The following is a 23,803-nucleotide window of genomic DNA, read 5'->3' as shown; positions in this document are numbered from 1 at the left end:
TTCATTCGGGATCGCTGACGCTTCCCTTGTCCGGGAAGATCCCGCGATCGATCCGCACGTGAATGCCCTGCGTACCGTCGACGACCTGAGTGACGCCGAAGTCGGCCGCCACGCTCATCAGCGAATAGGCATCGGTCTTGGACAGGCCCTGATGCTCGTTGAGCAGGTGGAGCATGTCCATCGAGGCGTTCTTCATCGCCATGTCGAGATCTTCGCCGAAACCATGGACGATCCAGTGATCGGGAGTTTCGAGCAGCGGCGACGGGAACTTGAAGTCCTTGCGCAGGATGATCTGGAACAGCACGTTGAGCGAGGCCTCGATCGCGGTGCCGCTGATTTCGCCGTCGCCCTGGCTGACATGCGGATCGCCGATGGAGAACAGGCCGCCCTTGACCTGAACCGGGTAATACATCCGCGAATTGGCACCAATGCGCCAGTTGTCGATATTGCCGCCATGCAGGCCCGGCGGAATGGTGCTGACCGGCTCGTTCACGGCCGGTGCAACACCGGCAGTGCCGAGGTGCGGACGGGCCGGGATGGTGATGCCTTCCAGCGCGGGCTGGCGATCACACGCGGCGCAGTGGGTGATGCGGCCGGGGACGAGGTAGGTTTCCTCCACGTCATAGGCGTAAAGCGCCTTGGCCGTATTGGCGTTCGGGTTCAGCTCATAGATCGTAACCCGCTCGGTCTCGCCGAATTCCTTGTAAAGGTGGCCCCAGTTGGCCTGCAGGTTGGAGCCGTAATTGAAGCGCGGCGTCATCTGGAAATAGCGCACTTCCAGCATGTCGCCGGGTTCAGCGCCTTCCACATAGATCGGGCCGGTCATGATGTGGCAGCCGGGCGAACGGGTGCTCGGATCGATCTCCGTGAAGATGCGCTGGATGTCCTCGTCGAACATCAGTTCCGGATCGTCGCCCGCGTGATGCGTCACTGCCTGAGCCATGATCAGATCGCCGCTCTGGACGGTCAGAGCCGGCTTCAACTCGGGCGAGAAGAAGCCCCAGTGTACCGTTTCGGGCGTAGCCCTCAGATAGTGCAGCGCCTTGGGCTGCACTTCGCTCCGCCGCAAACCGTGATCGCAGATCAACGCCATGTCTTTCCCCTGTGGGTCATTGGAACAAACCGTCCTGTTGCCGGGGGCATCAGGCGGCACCGATCAGGATGCTGGTCATCCCGAGAGATTTGTGATGGATGAAATCCGGATTCAGCACTGCCGCCTCACCCGGATGGCGCGCGCCCAGAACGTAGAGCAGTGGCCAGAAATGGTCCGGCGTCGGCACCGAAAGGCGGGCATCGTCGCCCAGCTTCGCGAAGTCGATCACCGTTTCAGGCCGGTCTTCCACGATTGCATCGAGCATCGCGGTGTTGAAGCGTTCGGCCCAAGGATAGGGCGGCGCATCGGGATTATCCCAATCCATCGCCGGAAGATTGTGCACGATATTGCCCGTGCCCATGATCAGCACGCCTTCATCGCGCAGGGGCCGCAGGGCCTTGCCGATTTCCCAGTGCTGGGCAGGTGTGGCCGATACGTTCATGCCCAGCTGGACAACGGGAATGTCCGCTTCCGGATAGGCATGGACGAGCACGGACCAGGTCCCGTGATCGAGGCCCCACTTGGCATCCAGCGCCACCGGCACCGGATCGAGCAGCTCGCGCACGCGCATCGCCAGTTCCGGATCGCCCGGCGCGGGATATTGCATGTCGAACAGCGCCTGCGGGAAGGCACCGAAATCATGGATCGTGCGCGGCTGATCCATCGCCGTGACGGCCGTGCCGCGAGTGAGCCAGTGCGCCGAGATGCACAGGATGGCCTTGGGCTTGCCGATCTTGCCGGCAATCGCATTCCAGGCGGCCGTGGTATCGCTCTTTTCGAGCGCGACCATCGGGCTGCCGTGACCGAAAAAGACGACCGGAAGGCGGCTCATGGGAGTTGCCTCCCGGTCGCTTGAAGAGTGCCGCAGGTGGACGGCAAACTTTGAATTTCTGTCTTGGCTTCGCGCATCTGGAAGAGCGGCCCTGTGTTTAGTCTTGTTGATCAAAGGCTATGGAACGGGGGGCGAAACGGTCTTGCATATTCACGCACAAGATGTTGGCGAGCCGGCTTCCGGCGCCCCGCGTCAGACGATTATTCGCGGGTGTAATCCTCAGGAATCACGGGGTTTTCACCAGCCTTCACCCACAGGACCACTTCATTGCCCCAGGGATCGGCGAAGGCGTGGTTGAAGCCGTTGAACTCGGCCCAATAGTGGTTGCGCCAAAGAATCTTGGCGCCCAGCTTCTCGGCAGTTTCGAGAATACGCTCGTGAGAATCGTCGTCGCTCACCAGCACCCAGAAGCGCGGCTTGCGTCCTTCGGTGGCGATGAAGCGCGGCTCCACGCCATAGGGTTCGGGATGCGGGCGCATATTGGCGACATTGGCGATGCCCATGTGGAGATTGCCGATTTCGCTGTCGGTCCCGTCCTTCTTCTTGAAGAAGCCGCCGGGCACCATGCGGTGATACTTGCCCATCGGGCGGGCATCGTTTTCCCAGCCGAAGACCTGGGCGTAGAACTCACCGGCAGCGTTCGGATCGTCGGCCGGAATGTCGAAGAAGATCAGCGTATTGGTCATCGGAACCCCTGATATGCAGATTGGGAAAGCTCGTGAGTTTTCCGCTATCAGGAGTGGCGGTTGCCCGGCTGGCGCGCTGGCGAACAAATTCTTGATTTTCACTGCCCGCAAAACGGAACGTCACTCGGTCCGTCGCATGTGGCGCTGTATCTGCCTTGTGGCGGGCCGGCAGAATGGCCCCTTGCACCGGATTTACCGCCGGGCCGGAATCGGAACGCCGGCCGCAACGGGGCGCAGGGGGCTGCGCACCGTGCGGCCGGCGCAAACTCTGGATCAGGACGTTGCGTGCAGCTTCGTGATCGGAGCTGCCGGGCCGCGACGGCGATCCCATTCGGCCATGTAACGATCGACCAGCCAGACGTTGAACTGGCGCTGGGCATCTTCCTGCCAGCTGTAGCGGCCACGCGGTGCGAACTTGGAACCCAGGCCCTGCTGCACCAGAAGATCGGTGTGCAGATCCTGCGCGAAGATCGAATTGGTGTAGTCGCTCGTCACCTTCGCCTTGGTTTCGAACAGCGGATCTTCCATCGCTTCGGGCATATAGAGGCTGCCGAAAGTCACCTTGTGAGTGGTTGCCGAAACGGCATCCATGATGATGTAGATCGCCACGTCATTGGTGATCACCAGCGAAAGGCTGGGCGGCAGGTTCACGAACAGCAGGCGGTTCTGCTCTTCCTCGCTCAGCTTCGGGAAGACGGGGAACAGCGCCTTTTCCGTGGGGTTGAAGGCGGCGTTCTTATGCAGAGTGCCGTTGAGGCGGTAATAGCCTGCGGTGCCCTTGGGCACTTCCGGGAAGCTCGCTTTGGCACTGGGAATGTAATCGTGCAGGCCCTGATGCAGGCGGCTGGCGTGATAACCGTCATTGTTGTTTTCGAACTGGACCTTCCAGTTCCAAGCGAAGTTCTCGACGATCGGTTCCGGCCCGCGCAGCTTTTCCAGCTCGTAATTGGCGACCACCGGCTCCAGCGGAGCAAGGCGCGAGACGAGGGCTTCGGCGTCCGGATCGAAATTGACGAACACGAAGCCGTGCCACAGCTCGACCTTGAGCTTGGGCAAATTGTTCTTCGCCTTGTCGAAATTGCAGGTCTTGTTCATCGCCGGAGCGCCGACCAGCTTGCCGTCAAGGTCATAGGTCCAGTGGTGATAGGGGCAGATGAAAGCGCGGGCATTGCCCTTGCCTTCCGCCACCAGCATCGCGCGGTGCTGGCACACGGCCGACATGGCCTGAATGTTGCCTTCGCGGTCACGGGCGATGATGATCGGCTCGTTCGCGTGGCTGGCGGTGAAATAGTCGCCCGAAGCGGGGATCCATTCCTCGCGGCCGACGCAAAGCCATTCGCGGTAGAACAGCGCTTCCTTTTCGAAGCGGTAGAACTCCTCGCTGGTATAGATTTCCGGAGGCAGGGTTTCCGCATCTTCCGTGGGCATCACGGAGGTGGCGAAACTGTCGAAGAACTGGTCGGTTAGAAGTGTCATTGTGTGACCTCGATCCTGTGCATGCCTATTGTGCAACGCACAATACGAGTCGCGCAAGAGCTCGCATGTGCAGCACCCGAAACCCGGAAATCCGGTACGAATCCGACTTTCTGCGTTGCAGCATACGTGGGGAAGGCACATGCGGCTTTGCATTGCGCGAGCAATTTCTTGTCCGTCAGCAACACCCATCATGTGCGCGGGCAGGCAAGTTTTCGGCCTCAGGCCGGGCAGGAAAGGCCAGCGTTTCGCGCCGTGGGAAAGCCGACGATCACGATTTCCGGCCCGCCGGATTTCCCCACCATCGAGCTGATTTCATGGCATATTCTGCCCTGCCCCACTGCCCCGGCATAGCGGGCATATTCCGCCGGGAAGCGCGCCCGGTCCGCCCGATAGACGCCAAGATGCGAAAAGATCGCTACATCGGCCTTGCAGGTGCCAAGCCGTGCAGGGTCCACATGGGCGAAATCGACCACCGGGCTGCCCTGCCGGGAATCCTCCACCTGATCGGCGGAAATCTGCCCTTTCAGCATGGCGCCGGCATCGACGCAGCCCGATTTGCCCAGCGGAAAGATCACTTTCCACGGCCCCTGAATCAGGTCGATGGCGGCATGTTCGACAAGAATGGTGGAACCGGGCGGGACATGGGTTTTCACCCAATTGCTGGCCATCTGGCGCGTATCGTGGCGGCGTTCTTCCGCGCGGGCAAGGCTGGCTTGCAGCATCGGCAGGCACAGGGCGGCGAGTGCCCCGAAGGCGAGGAATTCCGCCAGTTTCCTGCGTTCCCGAACCAGCATATCCACTGCCGGACCGGCCACCCAGCCCAGCCCCAGCGCCAGGAAAGGCAACACCGGCACCAGCCAGCGTTCCCAGATCAGATGTTGAGTGGAAATCACCAGCAGAAACGCCGCAAATCCGGGCATTACAGCCCATAACCACCCCCTGTCGCGCAACAGGACCACAAAGGCACCCAAGGCGGCCAGAAAGAGGCCTATGGCGCCAAAGGAGGTGCCAAGGGGCGTCGAGAGGTACCAGCCCAGATTGTCCAGCACTCCGCCCCCGGTTGCCCCGGGATGGATTGGCCGTGCCTCGCCCGAAAGATCGCGCAGCACGATGTCGTAGCTGAGCAGGAGGTAAGGCGAGACGGCAAACAGGGTCAGCACCGGCACCCCTGCCACCACCAGCACCAGCCGCCGGTCATCCCCCAGCTTCACCACTCGCCAGAGCGCGGCGCCCAGCGGGCTGAGCGCGATGACTGCCGCCGGCCATTTGGTGGCGCAGGCCAGCCCGGCTAAGATGCCCGCCAGCACATAATGCCTCAGCCGCCCGTCCCGCATGATGGCGATGGATTGCAGCACGCAGGCCAGCATGAAGAGGCTGGCCTGCACATCGGTGCGGATCACCTGCGACCAGGAGATGTGAACGGCATTCACCGCCAGCACCAGGGCCGCCGCCAGCCCGGCCCGTTCCCCCCACAACCTTTTGCCGATCAGATAGACCAGCCAGACGCAGGCCACCCCATTGGCGACGATGAACAGCCGGGCAGGCAGGAAGACGATACCGGGATCGAGATGCACTGCCGCGCCGAAATCCGCGATGCTGGCAAAGCGCCCGCTCATCAGGCCGAAACCGGCCACCCCCACCATCACCAGTGCCAGGCTGTAGAGCGTGATCGTGCCCGGATGGCCGAACCATTGCGGGTCGAACGATCCGCGATCCAGCATGGAATAGGCCAGCATCATGAACAGCGGCTCGTCCGGATCGTTCAGTGCGGGCAGGCCGAAGCCCACCCCGTCCAGGCGCAGCCATGTGGCCAGCGCCAGAACGGCGGCGACAGGTCCGTAGCGGAGCAACAGGCCCAAAAGGCGGTTACGGTTGGGCGCGGATGGCTTCGTCATAGTCTCGAACGACATGACGTGGAGGATCGATGCAAACCGTAATTCTGGCCGGCGGTCTTGGCACCCGCATCGGCGAGGAAACCGCCACGCGCCCCAAGCCGATGGTGGAAATCGGCGGGATGCCCATCCTGTGGCACATCATGAAAATCTATTCCGCCAGCGGCTTCAACGATTTCGTGATCTGCCTTGGCTACAAGGGCTATGTCATCAAGGAGTTCTTCGCGAACTACTTCCTCCAGACCTCCGACGTGACGATCGACCTGCGCAACGGCAACGGGATGGAAATCCACAATGCCCGCAGCGAGCCGTGGCGCATCACTCTGGTGGAGACCGGCGCCGATACGATGACCGGCGGCCGCCTTGCCGCCGTGCGCCCCTATCTCGACCCGGATGAGCCGTTCTGCTTCACATATGGCGATGGCGTGGCCGATATCGACATCGCCGCGCTGGTGGAATTCCACAAGAGCCATGGCGAGCGGGCCACCATCACTTCCGTCTCCCCGCCCGGCCGCTTCGGCGCGCTGGCGTTCGACAGGCAGCGCGTCACCGGCTTTCAGGAAAAGCCCGATGGCGATGGCGGACGGATCAATGGCGGCTTCTTCGTGGCCCATCCTTCCGTGCTGGACCTTGTGGAAGGGCCGCATGTGCCGTGGGAATCCGAACCGCTGGAAAGGCTGGCCAGCAGCGGCGAGCTGATGGGCTATCGCCATGACGGCTTCTGGCAGCCCATGGATACGCTGCGCGACAAGCTCTATCTGGAAGATCTGTGGAACAGCGGGGCCGCGCCGTGGAAACGCTGGTGAACCCGATCTGGGCAGGCCGCCGGGTTTTCCTTACCGGCCATACCGGCTTCAAGGGCAGCTGGCTGGCCCTGTGGCTGCACGCCATGGGCGCGCGGGTAACGGGCTATTCCCTGCCTGCCCCGACCGAGCCGAGCCTGTTCGATGCCGCCGGCGTTGCCGAAACCCTGCACCATATCGCAGGCGACGTGCGCGATGCCGCGCATCTGGCCTCTGCCGTGGAGAAGGCCCGGCCGGAAGTGATCTTCCACCTCGCCGCCCAGCCGCTGGTGCGGCTTTCCTATGAAGACCCTGCGGGCACTTACGCCACCAATGTGATGGGCACGGTGAACCTGCTGGAAGCTGCCCGCGCCGTGCCGGGGGTGAAGGCAGTGGTCTCCATCACCAGCGATAAATGCTACGAAAACCGCGAATGGCCCTGGCCCTATCGCGAAAACGATCCGATGGGCGGACACGATCCCTATTCCAGCAGCAAGGGCTGCGCGGAACTGGTGGTTTCGGCCTGGCGGCGATCCTTCTTCTCCGGCGAAGGCCCACTGCTCGCCTCGGGCCGGGCAGGCAATGTGATCGGCGGCGGGGACTGGGCGGCGGACCGGCTGATCCCCGACCTTGTCCGCGCCTTCGAGGCTGGCGCTGCGCCACTGATCCGCTCCCCCCATTCGGTGCGCCCATGGCAGCACGTGCTGGAGGCCCTGCGCGGCTATCTCATGCTGGCCGAGCGCCTGCTGGCGGGAGAGCGCGCCTTCGCCGATGGCTGGAACTTCGGCCCCGCGCATGAGGATGCCCAGCCCGTGCAATGGATCGTGAACCGGATGCAGGCGCGCTGGGGCGGCACGATCCCGGCAGAGCGCCAGTCCGGCGCCCATCCCCACGAAGCGGGCCTGTTGCGCCTCGATTGCTCCAGGGCGCATGGAATGCTCGGCTGGAAACCGGCTCTGCCGCTCGAAAGCGCGCTGGACTGGATCGTGGAATGGCACAAGGCCGTGGGCGAAGGAGCGGATGCGCGGGCAGTAACGCTGGGGCAAATCGCTGCCTATGCCCGGCTGTGCGGCGACCGGGCGGGACTTTCGGCGGCGGCTTGAGGGGGGAATACCTCCAACCACCGCTCGTCCTTCGACAGGCTCAGGATGAGCGGAGGTTGTTCTCACCTTCGTCATTCCCGCGCAGGCGGGAATCCAGATCAACGGTTGCTGCTGGATTCCCGCCTGCGCGGGAATGACGAGTGACGATTTTAACCCGGCGCTCGCGCCAGCGTGAGGATATTCCCCAGCGGCAACCGCACCGGGAACGAAGGCAGCGGAACCTTGCCCAGCGGCAGGCCAACAGCCTGCGCGCCCTGACGGACGAGGAAATCGCTGGGAAACTGGTTGCTGCTGCCCGTCACTTCCACTCGTTCCAGCCCGGCCCGTTCGAGCATCGCCTTCATCGTCACGGGGCTGAAAAGCTGCGGGTGCTGCAGGCAGAAGGGCGGCCATTTGCGACCCAGCACGCGCCGCAGCAGCGATCCCTCATTATGGGTGACAATCGCCAGCATGCCACCGGGCCGCAGCCTGGCGCGGATCTGGGTGAGGAGCGGCAGGGGATCGAGCAGATGGTCCAGCACATGGACCATCACGGCAAGGCCAACCGTGTTTTCAGGTACGGCGGAAAGATCGTCCATCCCGCTTTCCAGCGTGACCGCTTCCGTGCCTGCCGCCTTGCGCAGCAGGCTGTGGACCGCACGGTTGGGTTCATAGAGCCAGAAGTGGCGGAAACTGCCGCGTCGGGCGGCATCCGCCGTCATGTGGCCGACATCGGGGCCAATCTCCAGATAATCGCCGCCAAGCGCACCCGAACGGGCAATCGCATCAAAATAGCCGCGCTGTGTCGCCTCGATCATCGAACGGGGCACCATGTTCATATTCGGCGCCAGTTCCGAATAGAGATCGGCCAGCGCGCGCCCGGTGAAATAGACCGGATTGTAGAGCAGCCCGCAATTGGCGCAGCGGCGGTAGGAAAAGAACACCGGTTCCTTGTCCAGCCCGGCCCAGAGCGGGCGCAACTGGCTGAGCGGGAGGTGTTCCGCCACCCGGCGGCTTTCCATCTCCATTTCGCCCGCCCATGATCCGCAGCAAGGGCACAGGCGCCGCAGGAAGGCCTGTTCGCTCATGCCTTCCGCCCCCGTTCCGCAAAGGTTACGCGGCTGTGCCAGAACCAGCTTCCGGCAATGACCAGACAGGTAAAGCCCGTCTGGGCGACGGCCGGGGGAACATGCGCCAGTTCCACCAGCAGCGGCAGCGCCCCCCAGTTGGCCGCGTAGTTCACCAGATAGAACCCCGAAAACGCCCCGAATTCCCGCATCACATTGCCGCGCGTGCGGAACACGCCCAGCTTGTAGGTCATGAAGGCGAACAGCAGGCACACCACCTGCGATACGCCCAGCGCAGCCAGATAATGCTGGTGGAAGAAGGGCACAGACCACACCAGCGCCGGATAGAATGCCAGCCCGAACGCCGTGTTCAGTGCCCCTGCCGCCAGAAAGCGCAGGGGCCTGCCGCCAAGGGAAAGCGCGCCGCTCATTCCTCGTCCATCAGCTCGATACGCATGTTCTCACGCAACACCTCGCGCGGGAGGAAGGGGGAGAGGTCTTCCAGCGCGGGCGAGGTGATCCGCCCGTCGGGATGGGACTTTGCGCCCAGCTTGGGGGCGAAGGACACGTCCTCGTCCACGAACAACTCGCACAGTACCGGGCCGTCCGCCGCAAGCGCGGCAGACACCGCGCCCGGCAGTTCATTATGCGAACGGGCGCTGAAATAGGCGAAGCCGAAAGCATCGGCCAGACGCGCGAATTCCGGGAAAGTCACGTTGCTCTTGGGGCCGCCGCCCACTTCCACACCGTTGAAGAAATTGCGGTGCGTCTGGAAGATCGAGACATAGCCCGAATTGTTGATGACGAAGACCTTCACCGGCAGGCCGTATCCGGCGATGGTCTGCATCTCCTGCAAATTCATCATGATGCTGCCGTCACCTGCAAGGGCCACTACGCGGCGCGTGCCGCTGGTGGCAGTGCAAACGCCGATGGCGGCGGGCAGATCATAACCCATGGTGGCGCAGCCCGAGTTGGTCCACAGGCGCTGGCCTTCGCGGATATGGGCCGTCTGGAACCCGATCACGCAGGCGCTGCCATTGCCGGTGACGACGATATCGTCATCCCCCAGCTGGCGGAACAGCTCGTCCAGCGCGACATAGGGATGCATCAACTGCGAATGGCTGTGATATTCGGGCAGCACGACGGGGAAGCGGCGCACGCGTTCCTGTGACCATACCAGCCATTCCCGATGCGCCTCGGTCGGCCCGGAATAGGGTGCGGCGAGCAGTTCCGGGATCAGATCGGCAAGATTGGCCACCACGGGCATGTCAGGAGCGACATTGGGCTTGCTCAGTTCCAGCGGATCGATGTCCACCCAGATCTTGAACGCCTCACGCGCGAAGCTTTGCCAATTGTAGCTGACCTGCCGGATGTTCAGGCGGCTGCCCAGCACCATCAGCAGATCCGCGCTTTGGGTGACCATATTGCCCGCCCGGTCGCCCACCGTGCCGGGCTTGCCGCAATTCAGCGGATGGTCGGTCCACAGTGCATCATGCGCGTTCCAGCCGGTGACCACGGGCACGCCCAGCTTTTCGATCAGGCGAATGAATTCGGCATGTGCGCCGCTCAGCCGCACGCCGCCGCCTGCAAACACCACCGGACGCTGGGCCGATGCGACCATGGCGAGAATGGCGGAGGCCGCGCTTTCCAGATCGGTCTGCTTCCACGGCTCGTCCAGTTCGGCGGGATCGAAGCCGGGCAGCAGGTCGTCCGGGTCGATCTTGGCCGCCTGCACGTCCAGCGGAATGTCCAGCCACACCGGGCCGGGGCGGCCGCTCTTCGCCAGATAGAGCGCCTTTTCGAGATGATAGCGGATCGAACGCGGATCGGTGACCATCGCGGCATATTTGGTGACCGGGCGGACAATCGGTTCGATGTCCAGTTCCTGGTCGCCATATTGCCGCAGCGGCAGGCCCGTGTGGCGCACGGTGGTTTCCATCTTCACCTGCCCGGAAATCACCACCATGCCGATGGAATCGACATAGGCGCCATAGACGCCGGTGATCGCATTCGTGCCGCCCGGCCCGGAAGTGACGTTCACAACCGCCAGCCGGTTGGTCAGCCGGTAATAGGCCTCCGCCGCCATCGCCAGCGCCTGTTCGTGATGGGTGAAGGTGGTCTTCAGCCCCGGATGCGTGCCCAGCGAATGGTTGAGGTGCATCGCCCCGCCGCCGGTCAGCATGAAGACATCGGCAATGCCGTGTTCCACCAGCGTCTGCGCCACCCAGTCGGAAAGTTTGATCGTGCTCACTTGGTCCATCCATTGGCAAGGGCCGTGCGCCGGATCGCCTCTGCGAGAGGGACCGTGGGGCGCAGGCCGAGATCGCGGCGGATCGCCGCTGTCGAAGGTACGTAACGGCCGGGGTTCCAGCCGGGATCGGGCTTGCCCAGCACATCGACGCCGGGTCCGCCGAGGACATCCGCCGTCAGCCGGGCCAGATCGGCGATGGAGACAGCCTCCTCCGATCCGCAATTATAGGCCGCGCCTGCCGGGGCATCGGCCAGCATGGTCCACAGCCATGCGGCAAGGTCTGCCGCGTAGAGGTAAGATCGCACCGCCTGCCCCGAACTCTCAACCCGAATGCGGCGGCCTTCCATTGCGTCCCGAATGAAATTGCCCGCCGCGAAATGGGTATCGAGCGGCAGCATCGGCCCCAGCAGGGCAAAGATGCGCGCGCTGACCGTGTCCAGCCCGAACTGGTGGCGATAGATCGCGCAAAGCGTCTCCGCCGCGCGCTTGCCTTCCGCATAGGAGGATTTGGGATCGCACAGATCCGGCCCGCCCATCCAGTCTTCAGGAATATGCGTTATGTCAGGTGGCTGGGAGCCATATATCGCACCGGAACTCATGAACAGATAGCGCCCTGCCCCGCTTTCCAGCGCGAAATCCAATGTGCGTCGCGTACCGTTCAGGATCGTGTCGAACATACGGCGCGGATCATTGGCTGTCAGTGCCGCACTGGCGTCCGTAGCGCCGTGAATCACATAGCTAAAGTCACCTTTAGGTTTGTGAAATGCGCCCGTATCCCCTTGAATAAGCGAGAAACGTGCCGCCAGATGCGGTGCCGACTGGGCAAAGCGCACCGGGTTGCGGCTGAGCAGCAAAACTTCCGTCTGCACTGGCGCTGCGGCCAGCATTTCCAGCATCCAGCGACCGATAAAGCCCGTTCCGCCGGTCATGAAGATGCGCGCGCCGTCCAGCTTCGGCCAGACGGGTGCGAGGGCCTCTACCGCCGCCGCAATATCCTGCTGCACGATCATGCCGCCGCCAGCCCCAGCGAGGGCCGCGAGGCGCCATGTGCCCGCGCGACCTGCGCAATGGCATCCAGCGACAATGCCCAGACGATCAGGATGATCAGGCCAGGCCGCGCGAAGTGGCCATAGGTGAGGCCGAATTGCGGATCGACCGTCCGCTCACCCAGCCAGCTGGTGCTGGTGATCTGCAGAACGGGGGCAAGCATGACATCGCCCACCAGACACAGCAGATAGGCGCACAGGATCGCCAGAGACGGCCCCGGCCGCTTCATCGGTTCCATGAACACCAGAAACAGCAGGAACAATTGCGTATACCCGCCCGGTGACTGGGTGACGAGATAGGCCCCCAGCAGCAGCGCGGCGATGCGGCTGGCCGGCAAGGCGCGCGGCTGCAGCCATGCCGCCACAAGTGCGGCCAGTGCCATCACCTGCGTCAGCCGGATGGCCAGCGGCACGGCAAATTCGATGGTCTCGATGGTGCGCGAAGGCACGAAATCCAGCAGCGGCACCTGCGCCTGCCGCATGGTGAGGAAGGGGGCATAGCTGGTGGAGTAATTGACCTCGTTCCACACCTGCCCGCTCTGGAACACGATCCAGTTGGCGGTGTTGGAGGCGATTTCCCCCGGCGTGCCCGATCCCACCACCGCCAGCGTGACGAGGAAGAGGGCAATGGTGGCAATCCCCGCCAGTTCCAGCATCCGCCAGCGGCGGCGCACGGCCAGTTCCAGCACGGGCAGCACCAGATAGGGCTTGAAATTGATCGTCACTGCCGCCGCCAGCCCGCGCCACAGCCGCGATTGCAGCAGCGGGCCGTGGGCCAGCACGAAGAATGCGAAACAGGCCAGGATCAGATTGCCCCGCTCCAGCGTGAACAGCAGGGGCAGGCCCAACCCGAGTGCGATGGTGCGCCAGGGCGCGGTCACCCGATCGATCCGGCGCAGACTGAGCCAGATCAGCACCACGTCCAGCAGATAGAAGCCGATCAGCGTCGCCCGCCCCAGCCGGTCGCAATCGCGGGCGTAGAATGGCGACTGGAGATAGCAGGAATGCAGGCTGAAACTGTCGAGGAAGGCAAAGGAAAGCGGCGGATAGATGCTGCGCCACACATCGTAGATGCCGCGATTATTCGCCCAATAGGCCGTGTTGAACCAGTCCATGAAGGTGTCGTTCGTATCGAGTACGAAGGGCTGCGGCAGATAACCGTGGTGCAGGAAGAATGCGGCAGTCATGCCAAGGCTCGCCAGCACGGCCAGCGCCAGTAGAATTTCGGGCAGAAGCGGCCAGAAGCGGCGGCCTCCCCCGGCCTCCGCCTCGCTCATTGCGCGCCTGCCGGGAAATTGATCCGCTCATCCTCGATCACCAACGGCACGTTGCGGCTGCGCTCGCTCAGCAGACGGACCTGCTCGGCCACCAGCCCCATGCAGAGCATGATGAGCGTCATGGATGCCGTTGCCAGCCCGAAGAGGGCAAGCTCTCCCGCCGGCCCGCCCAGGAACAGGGCCACTAGCGTGGAGATCACCAACCCCAGAGTAGCCAGCCCGAAGAAACCGGCCGCAAACAGAGGCAGTCGCAACAAGGATCGGGTCGATCCGGCAAGGGCCGACATGGCGAAGGAAAACAGGGTACGAAAGCCGTTCTTGCTCTCCCCCGCCGCGCGGGGCGGCCGGTCGAAGGGGATCACGGTAAGGCGGAAGCCCACTTCCACCAGCATCCCGCGGAAGAACGGCTCCGGCTCGTTCCATGCGGCCAGCGCGTCCACCACCTTGCGGTCAAACAGGCCGAAGCCGGTCGCACCAGGAATGATCGGCTGATCGCCGAAGCGGCTCAGGAACGCATAGCCAGCCTTGCGCACCATGCGCAGCACCAGCGAAGACGGCTCGCTGCGGCGCTGGCCCAGCACCACCTGAGCGCCCTTGCGCCATTCTTCCACGAAACGGCCGATCATTTCGGGCGGGTCCTGGAAATCGGCGCACATGCCGATCACCGCCTGCCCGCTGGCCTGATAGATGCCGTAAGTGGGGCTGCGCATTTGGCCGTAATTGCGGCTGTTGAAGATCGCCCGGATGCGGCCATCCTCACGGCACAATTGCCGGATGATCCTGCGCGTATCGTCAGTGGAGCAATTGTCGATCAGCACGATCTCGTGCGAGCGGACCGCCTTTTGCGCCTCCAGCGTAACGGCTGCGCAGATCGCCCTGACATTCTCCTGCTCATTGAAGCAGGGGATGACGATGGAGAGTTCCGGCCGCGTCATTCGCCGCCCTCCCCATCCTTGCGGGACAGCCAGGGCAGGCGAATGCCGGTTGCCGGGGCATAGACTTCCGTGAAGACCGCCAGCAGCAGCAGCAGGGCCAGAGCGGCGACGGCGGGGACATTAAACTTGCGATCCGCATCCAGCCGCGCAGCCTCGATCACCTGCACATCGGTAGCGGTATCGCCCGCCAGCGTTTCCACCGCCACTTCCTCGGAAGACCGGGAATAGACTTCGTACAGCGCCTGCGCGAAGCGATAGTCGCGATAGAGATCGACATATTCGCCCGACACTGCCGAAAGCCCGGCCACATTCGGCCCTGCGGCATCGGTGCTGGGCCGCGCGGTCCGGCCGATCTGTCCCTGAAGCGAGGCGATTTCGGACTGGACGGCGGCAAGGCGCGGATTTTCAGGGCCAAGGAAGCCGCTGAGCGTCTGCAGTTCGACCTTCTTGGCCTGCAATTGCGCCTGAAGCCCTGCGCGCAGCGAGATTTCGGTGCCGAGCTGGGCCTCGGGCGCGGCAAGGTTGTTCTTGCGGCGGAAGGCTTCCAGCGCGGTTTCCGCCTTTGCCACCTTGGCGGAGGCATCGGCAAAGCGCTGTTCGATCACCCGGCGCTTGCGCTCTGTCCGGTCGCGGCCCAGCGCCACGATCCTGTCGCTGATCGCACTGCTATAGGCTTTGGTCAGCGCCTCGGCCTCGGCGGAATCATGGCTGCGGGTTTCCACTTCGATGATCCCGCCAGTCAGCGAATGGATGTCCACCATCTTGTCCAGCGCGACGCGGGCGGAACGCTCGCTGGCATAATCGCCCTTTTCCACCAGCTTCAGCTTGCGGATCACTTCGCCGCTCACTTCGCTGCTGCGGGCCACGGCCAGATAGAGGTCCACCGGCTGCTTGGCCCCGCCCAGCAGGGCCGCGACCCCGGAGAAGCCCCCGGCATAGGAACTGGTCATGCTGCCAAGGCCAAGGCTGTTGACGTCCTGCGGCACCACCTTGGACCGGGCGACATAGGGCTGCGGCACCACGCAGAGCACCGCCGCCAGCAAGCCCAGGCCCGCATAGGCCCTGCGGCGCTTGCGCGGATCGGCCAGCGCCGCCGTCATTTGCTCCACCCGGCTCATTCGACGATCGTCTTCACGGATGCCAGGCCGATCAGCCCGCCGAACAGGCTGCCGGTAATGTCGCGCAACCGCGCCCAGAACTCGCCGCGATTGGCCTCGATGGGGATGAACACCAGATCGCCCGGCAGCGCCTTGGCATTCAGCGTGCGCTTGCCGTCCGCCAGCACAGTGCCATTGGCGCGGACCACGAAGATCTCGCCCTTGTCGCCCAGCTTCTGGATACCGCCGGCAAGACCCACATAATCGCGGATCTGCCGCCCATCGGCATAGGCGAAGGAGGCAGGCGTCGGCACAGCGCCGAACACGCCGACCGTAACCGGCCGGGGCGGGACATAGATCGTATCGTTATTCTCAAGGATCAGTTCGCCCGGAAGGTCTGCTGCATTGACGGGCAGATCGAACACCAGCCGCCCGGTCGGCTCACGCTCTCGCATCTGGGCAACCACCGAACGGATCAGCTCGATATTGGCGGGCTGCACCCGCTGGGCACGATCAACCGAAGTGAGCGGCTGCGCGGTGAGCTGCATCTCCACATCCTGGATTGCCCGCTCGAAACTGGCCTGCTGTTGCTGGCGCACGCTCTCGCGCGTGATGACGCTGGCATAGGGAAATGCCTCCTGCGTCAGCCCTCCGGCGCGCTGAAGTACTTCTTCCAGCGTGGCGCCGGGGCGGAAGTAATAGCGGCCCGGCTTTGCCACTTCGCCGCCAATGGTGACGAGCAAAGATTGCTGCTGCAGCGGGCGGGCGATCCCGGCATTGCTGACCACGCGGATGATCTCGCCGCGCTTTGCCGGGCGAGCCTGCGCATCGGCGGCGGAGATTTCTTCCCACCCCGTGCCGCTCTGCCCCAGCGGATCGAACACCATCAGGCGGCTGCGGTCGGCAATCGTGTTGACCCCGCCAGCATAGAGCAGCGCGTCGGAGAGGGTCTCGTTCGGGGCCAGCTCGAAAATGGCCTCGCGATTGACGCTGCCGGTGACAGCCACCTGCTCACCCGCAGGGGCGATATAGATCACGTCACCGTTCTGCAGCACGGCATCGCCGCGCCTGTCGCCCTTCAGCAGCAGATCGTAGAGATCGAAATCGGAAACCAGCTCCCCATTGCGGCGCAGCTGGATGGAACGGAAACTTCCGCCGGAGGAAGGCCCGCCGGCCGCCAGCACGGCATTCACCAGCGTGGACAGGCTGCCCACGGTGAAGGAACCGGGCGTGGCGGCAAAGCCGGTGACGTAAACGGTCACGCCCTTGAGGCGGGCCACCGTCACTTCCAGTTCGAAGCTGCGATATTGCCGCGAAACTTCACGCGCGATCGCCTCGCGCAGATCGCCATAGCGCAGGCCGCCAACCATGATCGAGCCGACCTTGGGCACGAAGATGCGGCCTTCATTGTCCACGGTCAGCTGCAGGTCACTCGCCTGCACAGACCCCGCCAGCGACAGGCGGATGCGATCACCCGGGTTCAGGCGGTAATCGGGCGGAATCGCAGCGACGGGCGGCGGCGTGAAATCGCGCGCGGAGGGGATCAGCAGTTCCGAGCCGAAGCGGCGCAGCGACTTGCCCGCCATTTCCGAAACGTAGCTTTCGAATTCGCTGGCTGGCGGCGCCTTGGTCAGAACCTTGACGGGCTTTGCTGAGGCCGTTGAAGGATCGTCCAGCACCGCAGGGGCGATGCCGCCATCAAGGCTGTCCGGCTCATAGGCTTGCACCGGCGCGGGCGAGACGCCCGGAACCTGCGTGCCGCCACCCGTATCGCTGCGCGCGGCTGCCCCCTGCTGCTGGCCGGGATCGACCGGCAGAGCGAGCTGCGCCGTCGCCTGCGTGGCGAGCAAGGCAGCCGCCAGAGCCAATGTGGAAGCGATCCTGCCCGGCATGGAAATCATCCGACCAGTTCCGGAACGGACAGAAGGCCCGCCTCTTCGCCCAGCAGCACCTGCGCGCCCACTTCCCACAGATAGGGATCGGTCGCCGCAAGGATGCCCGTACCGTGCCCGCCGACGCGATAGGGGGAACGGTCCCAATGGGTGACGCGCCCGCCCGCTTCGTTCACGAACAGCGCGCCTGCGGCATGGTCCCACGGCAGGGAGCGCTGGAACAGGGCAATGTCGTTCTCGCCCAGCACGAGGCGGGGATAGCTCTCGGCGGCGCAGCGGGGCACGGCCACGCGCTGCAACTGGCCCTGTGCATGGGCATGCACCCGCTCGCGCCGGTGCGGTTCGAGGAAATGGGTGCCGAGCGCCGCCACCGGCCGGGGGGAGCCTGTGCCACGCGCCCTGACCGGCTGGCCATCGATGGTCGCGCCCTTGCCCGCTTCGGCAAAGCACATGCGGCCGGTGACCACGTCGAGTATCCAGCCCATCTGCGGCACGCCATCTTCCACCAGCGCCACCATCATGCCAAACAGGGCGGAGCCGGCAGCGAAATTGGCGGTGCCGTCCAACGGATCGACCAGCCAGACCAGCCCTTCGCCCACGCCGGAAAGCCGGCCCGGATCGGCCGAGACTGCTTCCTCGCCCACGATGCGGACGCCAGGGCACAGGCTCGCCAGCCCTTCGGCCAGCAGCCGTTCGGCCTCCAGATCGGCACTGGTGACCACTTCGCCGGGGCTTTTTTCCGCCACATCAGCGCCTGACAGCCGCCGGAAGCGGGGCAGGATGGCGCATTCGGCCACCTGCTCCATCAAGGCGCCGACCTCACGGTAGAGCGTCATGGAGATCATGCGGCAAGGCTCGCGACAGGGGCGGCCGCGCCGCTACGTTCGCGGATCATGCGGATGCGGGCCAGATCCTCGTCGGCGATGGCACCGTAATAGGCGCGCTTGTTTTCCAGCCATGCCAGTTCGAACTGCACCGCATTGGCAATGGCATCGGCAAAGCGCGGGGATTCCGCCATGGCCCCGTCGAACACCACCTTGCGCGTCTCGAACCGGTCGAGCCGGATCTGGCGAAATTCGCGCAATGCGCCTGCGGCCTCGGCAGAGACGCCGCCGCCCACGACCAGTTCCAGATCGTTATCGCGGCAGGCCTGCGCCGCGATCAGCACGCATTCGCTGATCTTGCGCGAATTGATGTCCGCCCGCGAAAGCCCGCCCGAAAGAGTGAAGTCCACCCGGCCGAACACCACGCCATCCAGATGGCGCCGCGCAATCGGCAGCATCTCGCCCAGATTGCCGAGCGTAGTGGTGGTTTCCAGGTTGAAGAGGAACTTCGCGTTCTGCGCCTCTTCACCCCAGCTCTTGTCGCGCGCCTCGGCGAACTTGGTCAGCGCATAGGGCGTCTCCACCATCGGAGCGATGATGTAGTCCGCACCATAAAGCTTCGCGGCCAGCAAGTCCGACACGGCTTCGCAGCCGCCGATCTTCAGTGCCACATCCAGCCCGGCGCGGTGAGTAAGCTCCAGCAGGCGCAGCAATTCGTCCGGCCGCGTGCCTTCGGCCTCGAACTCGGCCTTCACGGCCACGACCCCGAATTCCTCGCGGCCTTTCCTGAGCATGTCGAGCATCGAACGTTCGGTGGTATTCATCGTGGACTCCCGTGGTGAAGCGCATGTTCTACGCACCGGGAGACGGAGCAGGCGGGCGCTCCCCTCAACGAAAAATGCATCCGGAAAAATTTTCCCGATCCGGCCAAGGCCCGGCCCGGACGTCTCCGTTCTATAGAAGATGCCCCTACGCCCATCCGTTCTGGCCGCCCTTGCAGGCGCACTGATTGCCGCACCTCCGGCGGCACTGGCAGGAGGTGAGGAACTGCCTTCCGGCGCGGATGCCGCCTTCCGTCAGCGCATGATGGAATGGCGCCCCCAATCCACTGTTGCACCTGTCCAGACGGAGCCGCCCGCGCCGCCCCGCAAAGCGCGCGCCGTTTTGCCGCGCCTCAGTTCCCAGTACGGCTACCGCACCGATCCACTGGAAGGCGGGGTCCGGCTGCACGCCGGGATCGACATTCCCGGCCCAGCCGGCTCCTCGGTCTATGCCGCAGCGGGCGGACGCATCGTCTATACCGGCTGGCGGGGCGGCTATGGCGAAATGGTGGAGATCGACCACGGGGGCGGCCTGACCACGCGCTATGCCCATCTCTCCCTCAGCCTTGTCAGCCCCGGCGCCGAAGTGGCGCAGGGCCAGCGCATCGCCCTGATGGGCGCCACCGGACGGGCGACTGGCAGCCATCTGCATTTCGAGGTCCGGCGCGGGGGCCGCCCGCTCGACCCGCTTGGCTTCCTGACTAGCGACACGCGCCAGATCCTGCCTGCCGCCGCACCGCTGGAACGGAGCGCACCCTACATATCCGCATTTGCCCGCGCCCGTGAGGCGGGGGACGCGCAATGACCGGGACCAGCCTGCAAATGGTTGCCATCGCCGAGCGCCCGCGTCTGCTGCGCTTCCTTGCGGCACGCGGCGCGGGCGAGGATGCGGAGGATCTGTTTCAGGAACTGTGGCAACGCGCCGCCCGCCCGCCTGCCCAGCCCATCTCCGATCCGCTATCCTACCTGTTCAGGGCTGCCGACAATCTGATGTGCGATCTGCGCCGGTCCCGCCAGAGCAGCGCGCGGCGGCAATTCGACTGGCATGAGGCCGTATCGGCCGCATCGGAAGATGCCCTGTGCGAGCGGGCACTGATCGCCCGCCAGCGGCTGGAAGCCGTCGAGAAAGTGCTGGGCGATCTCGGCCCGCGCGTCAGCATCGCCTTTCGCAGATACCGGCTGGAGGAACAGAGCCAGGCAACCATCGCGCGCGAACTGGGGGTGAGCCTGAGTTCGGTGGAGAAGGATCTGCAGAAGGCCTATCGCGCACTGGCGGAGCTGAAACGGCGCTTCGACGCCGAGTAATCGCCTTGACGTTCCGTCGGCTGTCAGACGATTCCGCTTGACTCAAGTCAATGATCTCTGGACCGGGGCACGCGAAAAGCATATGCGAATGCCTCGCAATAGCCGATTCTTGGACCCCCGGAAATGAATGCGCCCTTCAGGCCGGAAATCGTGATCGAACGCCGGATGACGCCCGCGGCCTATCAGCCGTCGGGGGGCAGCAAAGCGTTTGCGATGGCCGCATCGGTCGGCTTCACGGCGCTGCTCGTATCCTCGCTCTTCATGCTGAACGTGGCCGGCCGGAAAGAAGAACGGACCAGCATCGCTGTGGTGGAGCTGGACAATACGCCCAAGAAGGAACCTGAGAAGGAACTGGAACGACCGACACCGGAAGAGGTGGAGATAGTGCAGCAGGAAGTGGTAGCCCCCGTCCCTCAGCCGGAGGCGCCCGTTCCGGTAGCGCCGCCCCCTGCTCTGGCACTTTCCCGGCCCGCACCAGTCATGGTGGCCCCTCCTGCTCCGCCCGCCCCTCCCGCACCGCCGGCCCCCAGGGCGGCAATGGCGGCCGGACCGGCCGATGGCGGCGATCTGAGCGGCAATCTGATTTCCGCCAAGCCACCTTCCTATCCGGTGGAATCCAGGCGCAAGCGGGAACAGGGCACCGTGGTGCTTGCGGTGCTGCTTTCAGCCGCAGGCGATGTGGCGGAAATCTCCGTCGCGAAGAGCAGCGGGTTCGACCGGCTCGACAAAGCCGCGCTCAATGCAGTCAGGAAGTGGCGCTGGGCACCCTTCAAGCGGGACGGGATCGCCGTCACCGTCAAAGGGCAAGTCGCCATTCCCTTCGTGCTGAGCACGTAACCCCTCCCCAACAGGCCTCTTTCCGGCGGTTTTCCAACGGGGTGCGTCCTTGGCCGGCGCCTGCATTCCGGCCATGCGCCGATATGCAAGGAAAATTTCGCTATTGAGAATCATTCCCAATTGACCCTGCGAACGATTCGCAATAACAGGCGCCAACTTCGCTTCTCAGGGATAACAAGGGGAACTCATGACCAAGTCCACTTCGCGCGCCGCCAAAGCACACGCGTTTCTCGCGCTGTCTTGCGTCGGTTCGGTGCTCGCACCGCAGGCAGCCTATGCGCAGGATTCCTCCACGCAGGAGGAACCGCGCGTTCTGGGCGGAGTGACCGTCACCGACACCGCCATCGACGAGGAACCGGGCCGCAAGCAGGAAAGCCCCAAGGCAACGCGCCCCGTGCGCGATACGCCGCAGACCGTCACCATCCTGACCAATGAAGTGATCCAGCAGCAGAACCTGCTGACCCTGCGCGATGTGCTTTCCACCGTTCCCGGCATCACTTTCGGCGCAGGCGAAGGCGGCGGCGGCTATGGCGACAGCATCAACCTGCGCGGTTATTCCGCCAATACCGACATCACCACCGACGGCGTGCGCGACAGCGCGCAGTACAGCCGCACCGATCCGTTCAACATGGAACAGGTGGAAATCACCAACGGCGCCAATTCGGTCACTGCCGGTTCCGGCTCGGTCGGCGGTTCGATCAACCTCGTGACCAAGCGCCCCAAGGCGGATACCGAATATAACGCCACGATGGGCGTCGGCACCGACGATTATCTGCGCGGCACGGCTGACATCAATGTCCGCGCGAACGATCTGATCGCCTTCCGCCTCAACGCCATGGCGCACCGCAACGACGTGCCCGACCGCGATTACGAGGATTTCAGCCGCTGGGGCGTTGCCCCGTCGGTCACGATCGGGATCGAGAACCCCACCCGCCTGACGCTGCAGTATTTCCATCAGGAAGATACCAATACGCCGCAATACGGCCTGCCCTATTTCAGCAATGGCGTGACCAGCGGCATGCTGCCGGGCGTGGATCGCAGTTCCTATTACGGCAACCGCAACGTCGACACGCAGGACAGCAATGTCGACCAGGCGACGATGATCTTCGAGCATGATTTCAGCGACACACTGAGCATCCGCAACCTCACCCGCTGGCAGGACGTGACGCAGCTGACCATGGTCAGCCCGCCGCAGGGCACCTGGTGCCTTGCCGACGGCACCCTGCCCACGGGCGCCGCCTGCACCACTGCCCCTGCAGGCTATTACCTGACCGGCGGCCCGCGCGGTAACACCCGCGATTCCCGCAATCAGCTTGCCTTCAACCAGACCGACCTTTCGGCCACGTTCAACACCGGCGGGATCGAGCACACGCTCGTCTTCGGCGGTTCGGTAAGCTGGGAAAAGTACGAGCTTTACAGCGGCAACTGGGCACGCAATGCCGATGGCACCTCGGTTTCGACCTCGATGCTGATCAACATCGCCAACCCGGATGAGATCGTGCAGGGTCCGGCAGGGTACGCCGCCCCCTATGGCAGCAATTACTGGACCGGCCCGGTCAACTTCATCCCAACAACCAAGCAGAATGGCGAGCTTGAAAACTACGCCGTCTACCTGTTCGACACGATGAAGCTGTCCGACCAGTTCGAAATCAACGGCGGCATCCGTTACGAGCACAACAAGGGCTGGTACCGCGCCGACACCATTGCCGGTGCGACCTCCACCAGCGCCGGAACGACCACTCTGGGCACGAAGTTCGAGAACGAGGACGACCTGTTCTCCTATCGCGTGGGCCTGGTCTACAAGCCGGTCGAAACCGTCAGCCTCTATGTCGCCTATGGCAATTCCAAGACGCCTTCGAAGACCTCGGTCAACGGTTCCTGCACGGATCTGACCTGCAACGTGAAGCCGGAAAGCGCGCTGAATTACGAAATCGGCGCCAAGGCGGAACTCTTCGACGGCGGGTTGCTGCTCTCTGCCGCTGCCTTCCGCAACGAGCGTGACCAGTACAAGGTGGCCACCGGCGATCCGACCGTTCCCGAACAGCAGCTTGACGGCCGTTCGCGCGTGAACGGCATCGCGCTCAGCGCTTCGGGCCACATTACCCCGGCCTGGGCGATCACCGCGAACTACACCTATCTGGACAGCAAGGTGATCCGCAGCATCGCGGAAAACTCCCTGCCCGGCACGAGCGACCCGCAGGCTGGCAATCCGCTGACCAACACGCCGTCGCATTCCGGCAGCCTGTTCACCACCTACACGCTGCCCTTCGGCCTCACGCTGGGTTACGGCCTGACCTATCAGGGCAGCTTCTATCTGAACAACAATGCCACCACGCTGTTCGAAGTGGAGGATTACCTGATCCACAACGCCTTCGTTTCCTACGATGTGGCCAAGGGCGTGAACCTGCAGCTCAATGTGAAGAACTTCACGGACGAGCTTTATTTCACTCGCGTTCGCAACAATGGCTGGGCAACCCCGGGCGACGGCCGTTCGGCCATTCTCACGGCGAACTTCAACTTCTGATGCCTCTCCAATGGCCCGGGGAGGATGCCCGTCCCGCCCTGGGCCATCCAGTACCGCCTCCCGAGGTGGCATGATCCTGACGCC

Annotated in this window: 21 protein-coding genes; 6 read left to right on the top strand and 15 right to left on the bottom strand. The window is 64.0% G+C overall.

What is annotated here, in order from left to right; translation table 11 throughout:
• Position 1 precedes the first annotated feature (1 nt).
• From SZ64_RS01305 to SZ64_RS01285, 5 genes are all read right to left on the bottom strand, one after another.
• Entirely contained in the window at positions 2-1,093 is a 1,092-nt protein-coding gene (locus tag SZ64_RS01305) for an acetamidase/formamidase family protein (protein ID WP_054529178.1), read from the bottom strand.
• Between the two features lie 49 nt (positions 1,094-1,142).
• On the bottom strand, positions 1,143-1,925 hold the full coding sequence (gene ygiD, locus SZ64_RS01300) for a 4,5-DOPA dioxygenase extradiol (protein WP_054529177.1): 783 nt from the start codon (positions 1,923-1,925) through the stop codon (positions 1,143-1,145).
• A gap of 200 nt (positions 1,926-2,125) precedes the next feature.
• Positions 2,126-2,611: a VOC family protein gene (locus SZ64_RS01295; RefSeq protein WP_054529176.1), complete on the bottom strand. Its 486-nt coding sequence runs from the start codon at positions 2,609-2,611 to the stop codon at positions 2,126-2,128.
• A gap of 273 nt (positions 2,612-2,884) precedes the next feature.
• On the bottom strand, positions 2,885-4,087 hold the full coding sequence (locus SZ64_RS01290; RefSeq protein WP_054529175.1) for an aromatic ring-hydroxylating dioxygenase subunit alpha: 1,203 nt from the start codon (positions 4,085-4,087) through the stop codon (positions 2,885-2,887).
• 218 nt (positions 4,088-4,305) lie between these two features.
• On the bottom strand, positions 4,306-5,982 hold the full coding sequence (locus SZ64_RS01285; RefSeq protein WP_162225056.1) for a glycosyltransferase family 39 protein: 1,677 nt from the start codon (positions 5,980-5,982) through the stop codon (positions 4,306-4,308).
• 29 nt (positions 5,983-6,011) lie between these two features.
• Between SZ64_RS01285 and rfbF the strand changes: the two genes are divergently transcribed.
• Both rfbF and rfbG read left to right on the top strand, forming a co-directional pair.
• Entirely contained in the window at positions 6,012-6,785 is a 774-nt protein-coding gene (rfbF, locus tag SZ64_RS01280) for a glucose-1-phosphate cytidylyltransferase (RefSeq protein WP_054529173.1), read from the top strand.
• Positions 6,749-7,864 carry a CDP-glucose 4,6-dehydratase gene (gene rfbG / locus SZ64_RS01275; protein WP_082384381.1) on the top strand — a complete coding sequence of 372 codons (1,116 nt, stop codon included), beginning with the start codon at positions 6,749-6,751 and terminating at the stop codon, positions 7,862-7,864. Before rfbF ends, rfbG begins: the two co-directional genes overlap by 37 nt.
• A 149-nt stretch (positions 7,865-8,013) precedes the next feature.
• Here rfbG and SZ64_RS01270 read toward each other — a convergent pair whose 3' ends face one another.
• From SZ64_RS01270 to SZ64_RS01225, 10 genes are read right to left on the bottom strand one after another with little or no spacing between them, the layout of a single operon-like run.
• Positions 8,014-8,931: a methyltransferase domain-containing protein gene (locus tag SZ64_RS01270; RefSeq protein ID WP_054529172.1), complete on the bottom strand. Its 918-nt coding sequence runs from the start codon at positions 8,929-8,931 to the stop codon at positions 8,014-8,016.
• Positions 8,928-9,341, bottom strand: a complete 414-nt coding sequence (locus SZ64_RS01265) for a GtrA family protein (RefSeq protein ID WP_054529171.1) — start codon at positions 9,339-9,341, stop codon at positions 8,928-8,930. Before SZ64_RS01265 ends, SZ64_RS01270 begins: the two co-directional genes overlap by 4 nt.
• Entirely contained in the window at positions 9,338-11,170 is a 1,833-nt protein-coding gene (locus tag SZ64_RS01260) for a thiamine pyrophosphate-binding protein (protein ID WP_054529170.1), read from the bottom strand. Before SZ64_RS01260 ends, SZ64_RS01265 begins: the two co-directional genes overlap by 4 nt.
• Entirely contained in the window at positions 11,158-12,171 is a 1,014-nt protein-coding gene (locus SZ64_RS01255) for an NAD(P)-dependent oxidoreductase (RefSeq protein WP_054529169.1), read from the bottom strand. Before SZ64_RS01255 ends, SZ64_RS01260 begins: the two co-directional genes overlap by 13 nt.
• Positions 12,168-13,484, bottom strand: a complete 1,317-nt coding sequence (locus SZ64_RS01250; RefSeq protein WP_054529168.1) for a glycosyltransferase family 87 protein — start codon at positions 13,482-13,484, stop codon at positions 12,168-12,170. The genes SZ64_RS01255 and SZ64_RS01250 overlap by 4 nt, the downstream gene beginning before the upstream one ends.
• Positions 13,481-14,419: a glycosyltransferase family 2 protein gene (locus SZ64_RS01245; RefSeq protein WP_054529167.1), complete on the bottom strand. Its 939-nt coding sequence runs from the start codon at positions 14,417-14,419 to the stop codon at positions 13,481-13,483. The genes SZ64_RS01250 and SZ64_RS01245 overlap by 4 nt, the downstream gene beginning before the upstream one ends.
• Positions 14,416-15,537: a hypothetical protein gene (locus SZ64_RS01240; protein ID WP_054529166.1), complete on the bottom strand. Its 1,122-nt coding sequence runs from the start codon at positions 15,535-15,537 to the stop codon at positions 14,416-14,418. The genes SZ64_RS01245 and SZ64_RS01240 overlap by 4 nt, the downstream gene beginning before the upstream one ends.
• Complete coding sequence (locus SZ64_RS01235) at positions 15,534-17,417, bottom strand: SLBB domain-containing protein (RefSeq protein ID WP_054529165.1); 1,884 nt, start codon at positions 17,415-17,417, stop codon at positions 15,534-15,536. Before SZ64_RS01235 ends, SZ64_RS01240 begins: the two co-directional genes overlap by 4 nt.
• Positions 17,414-18,244 (bottom strand): inositol monophosphatase family protein, encoded by an 831-nt coding sequence (locus SZ64_RS01230; RefSeq protein WP_054532026.1) that lies wholly within the window; start codon positions 18,242-18,244, stop codon positions 17,414-17,416. Before SZ64_RS01230 ends, SZ64_RS01235 begins: the two co-directional genes overlap by 4 nt.
• A gap of 5 nt (positions 18,245-18,249) precedes the next feature.
• Positions 18,250-19,056, bottom strand: coding sequence for an aldolase/citrate lyase family protein (locus SZ64_RS01225; protein ID WP_193391504.1), 807 nt, complete (start codon positions 19,054-19,056; stop codon positions 18,250-18,252).
• Between the two features lie 139 nt (positions 19,057-19,195).
• Between SZ64_RS01225 and SZ64_RS01220 the strand changes: the two genes are divergently transcribed.
• The 4 genes from SZ64_RS01220 (at position 19,196) to SZ64_RS01205 (ending at position 23,719) form a co-directional block, all read left to right on the top strand.
• Complete coding sequence (locus SZ64_RS01220) at positions 19,196-19,858, top strand: M23 family metallopeptidase (RefSeq protein ID WP_054529164.1); 663 nt, start codon at positions 19,196-19,198, stop codon at positions 19,856-19,858.
• Positions 19,855-20,358, top strand: coding sequence for a sigma-70 family RNA polymerase sigma factor (locus SZ64_RS01215; protein ID WP_054529163.1), 504 nt, complete (start codon positions 19,855-19,857; stop codon positions 20,356-20,358). Before SZ64_RS01220 ends, SZ64_RS01215 begins: the two co-directional genes overlap by 4 nt.
• A 123-nt stretch (positions 20,359-20,481) precedes the next feature.
• Entirely contained in the window at positions 20,482-21,195 is a 714-nt protein-coding gene (locus SZ64_RS01210) for an energy transducer TonB (RefSeq protein WP_054529162.1), read from the top strand.
• Between the two features lie 187 nt (positions 21,196-21,382).
• Complete coding sequence (locus SZ64_RS01205; protein ID WP_054529161.1) at positions 21,383-23,719, top strand: TonB-dependent siderophore receptor; 2,337 nt, start codon at positions 21,383-21,385, stop codon at positions 23,717-23,719.
• Positions 23,720-23,803 lie beyond the last annotated feature (84 nt).

The organism is Erythrobacter sp. SG61-1L, assembly GCF_001305965.1.
In the GTDB taxonomy this organism is placed as follows: domain Bacteria; phylum Pseudomonadota; class Alphaproteobacteria; order Sphingomonadales; family Sphingomonadaceae; genus Andeanibacterium.
Note: the sequence above shows the minus strand (reverse complement) of the source record. Positions and strands in the feature narration are given on the sequence as shown.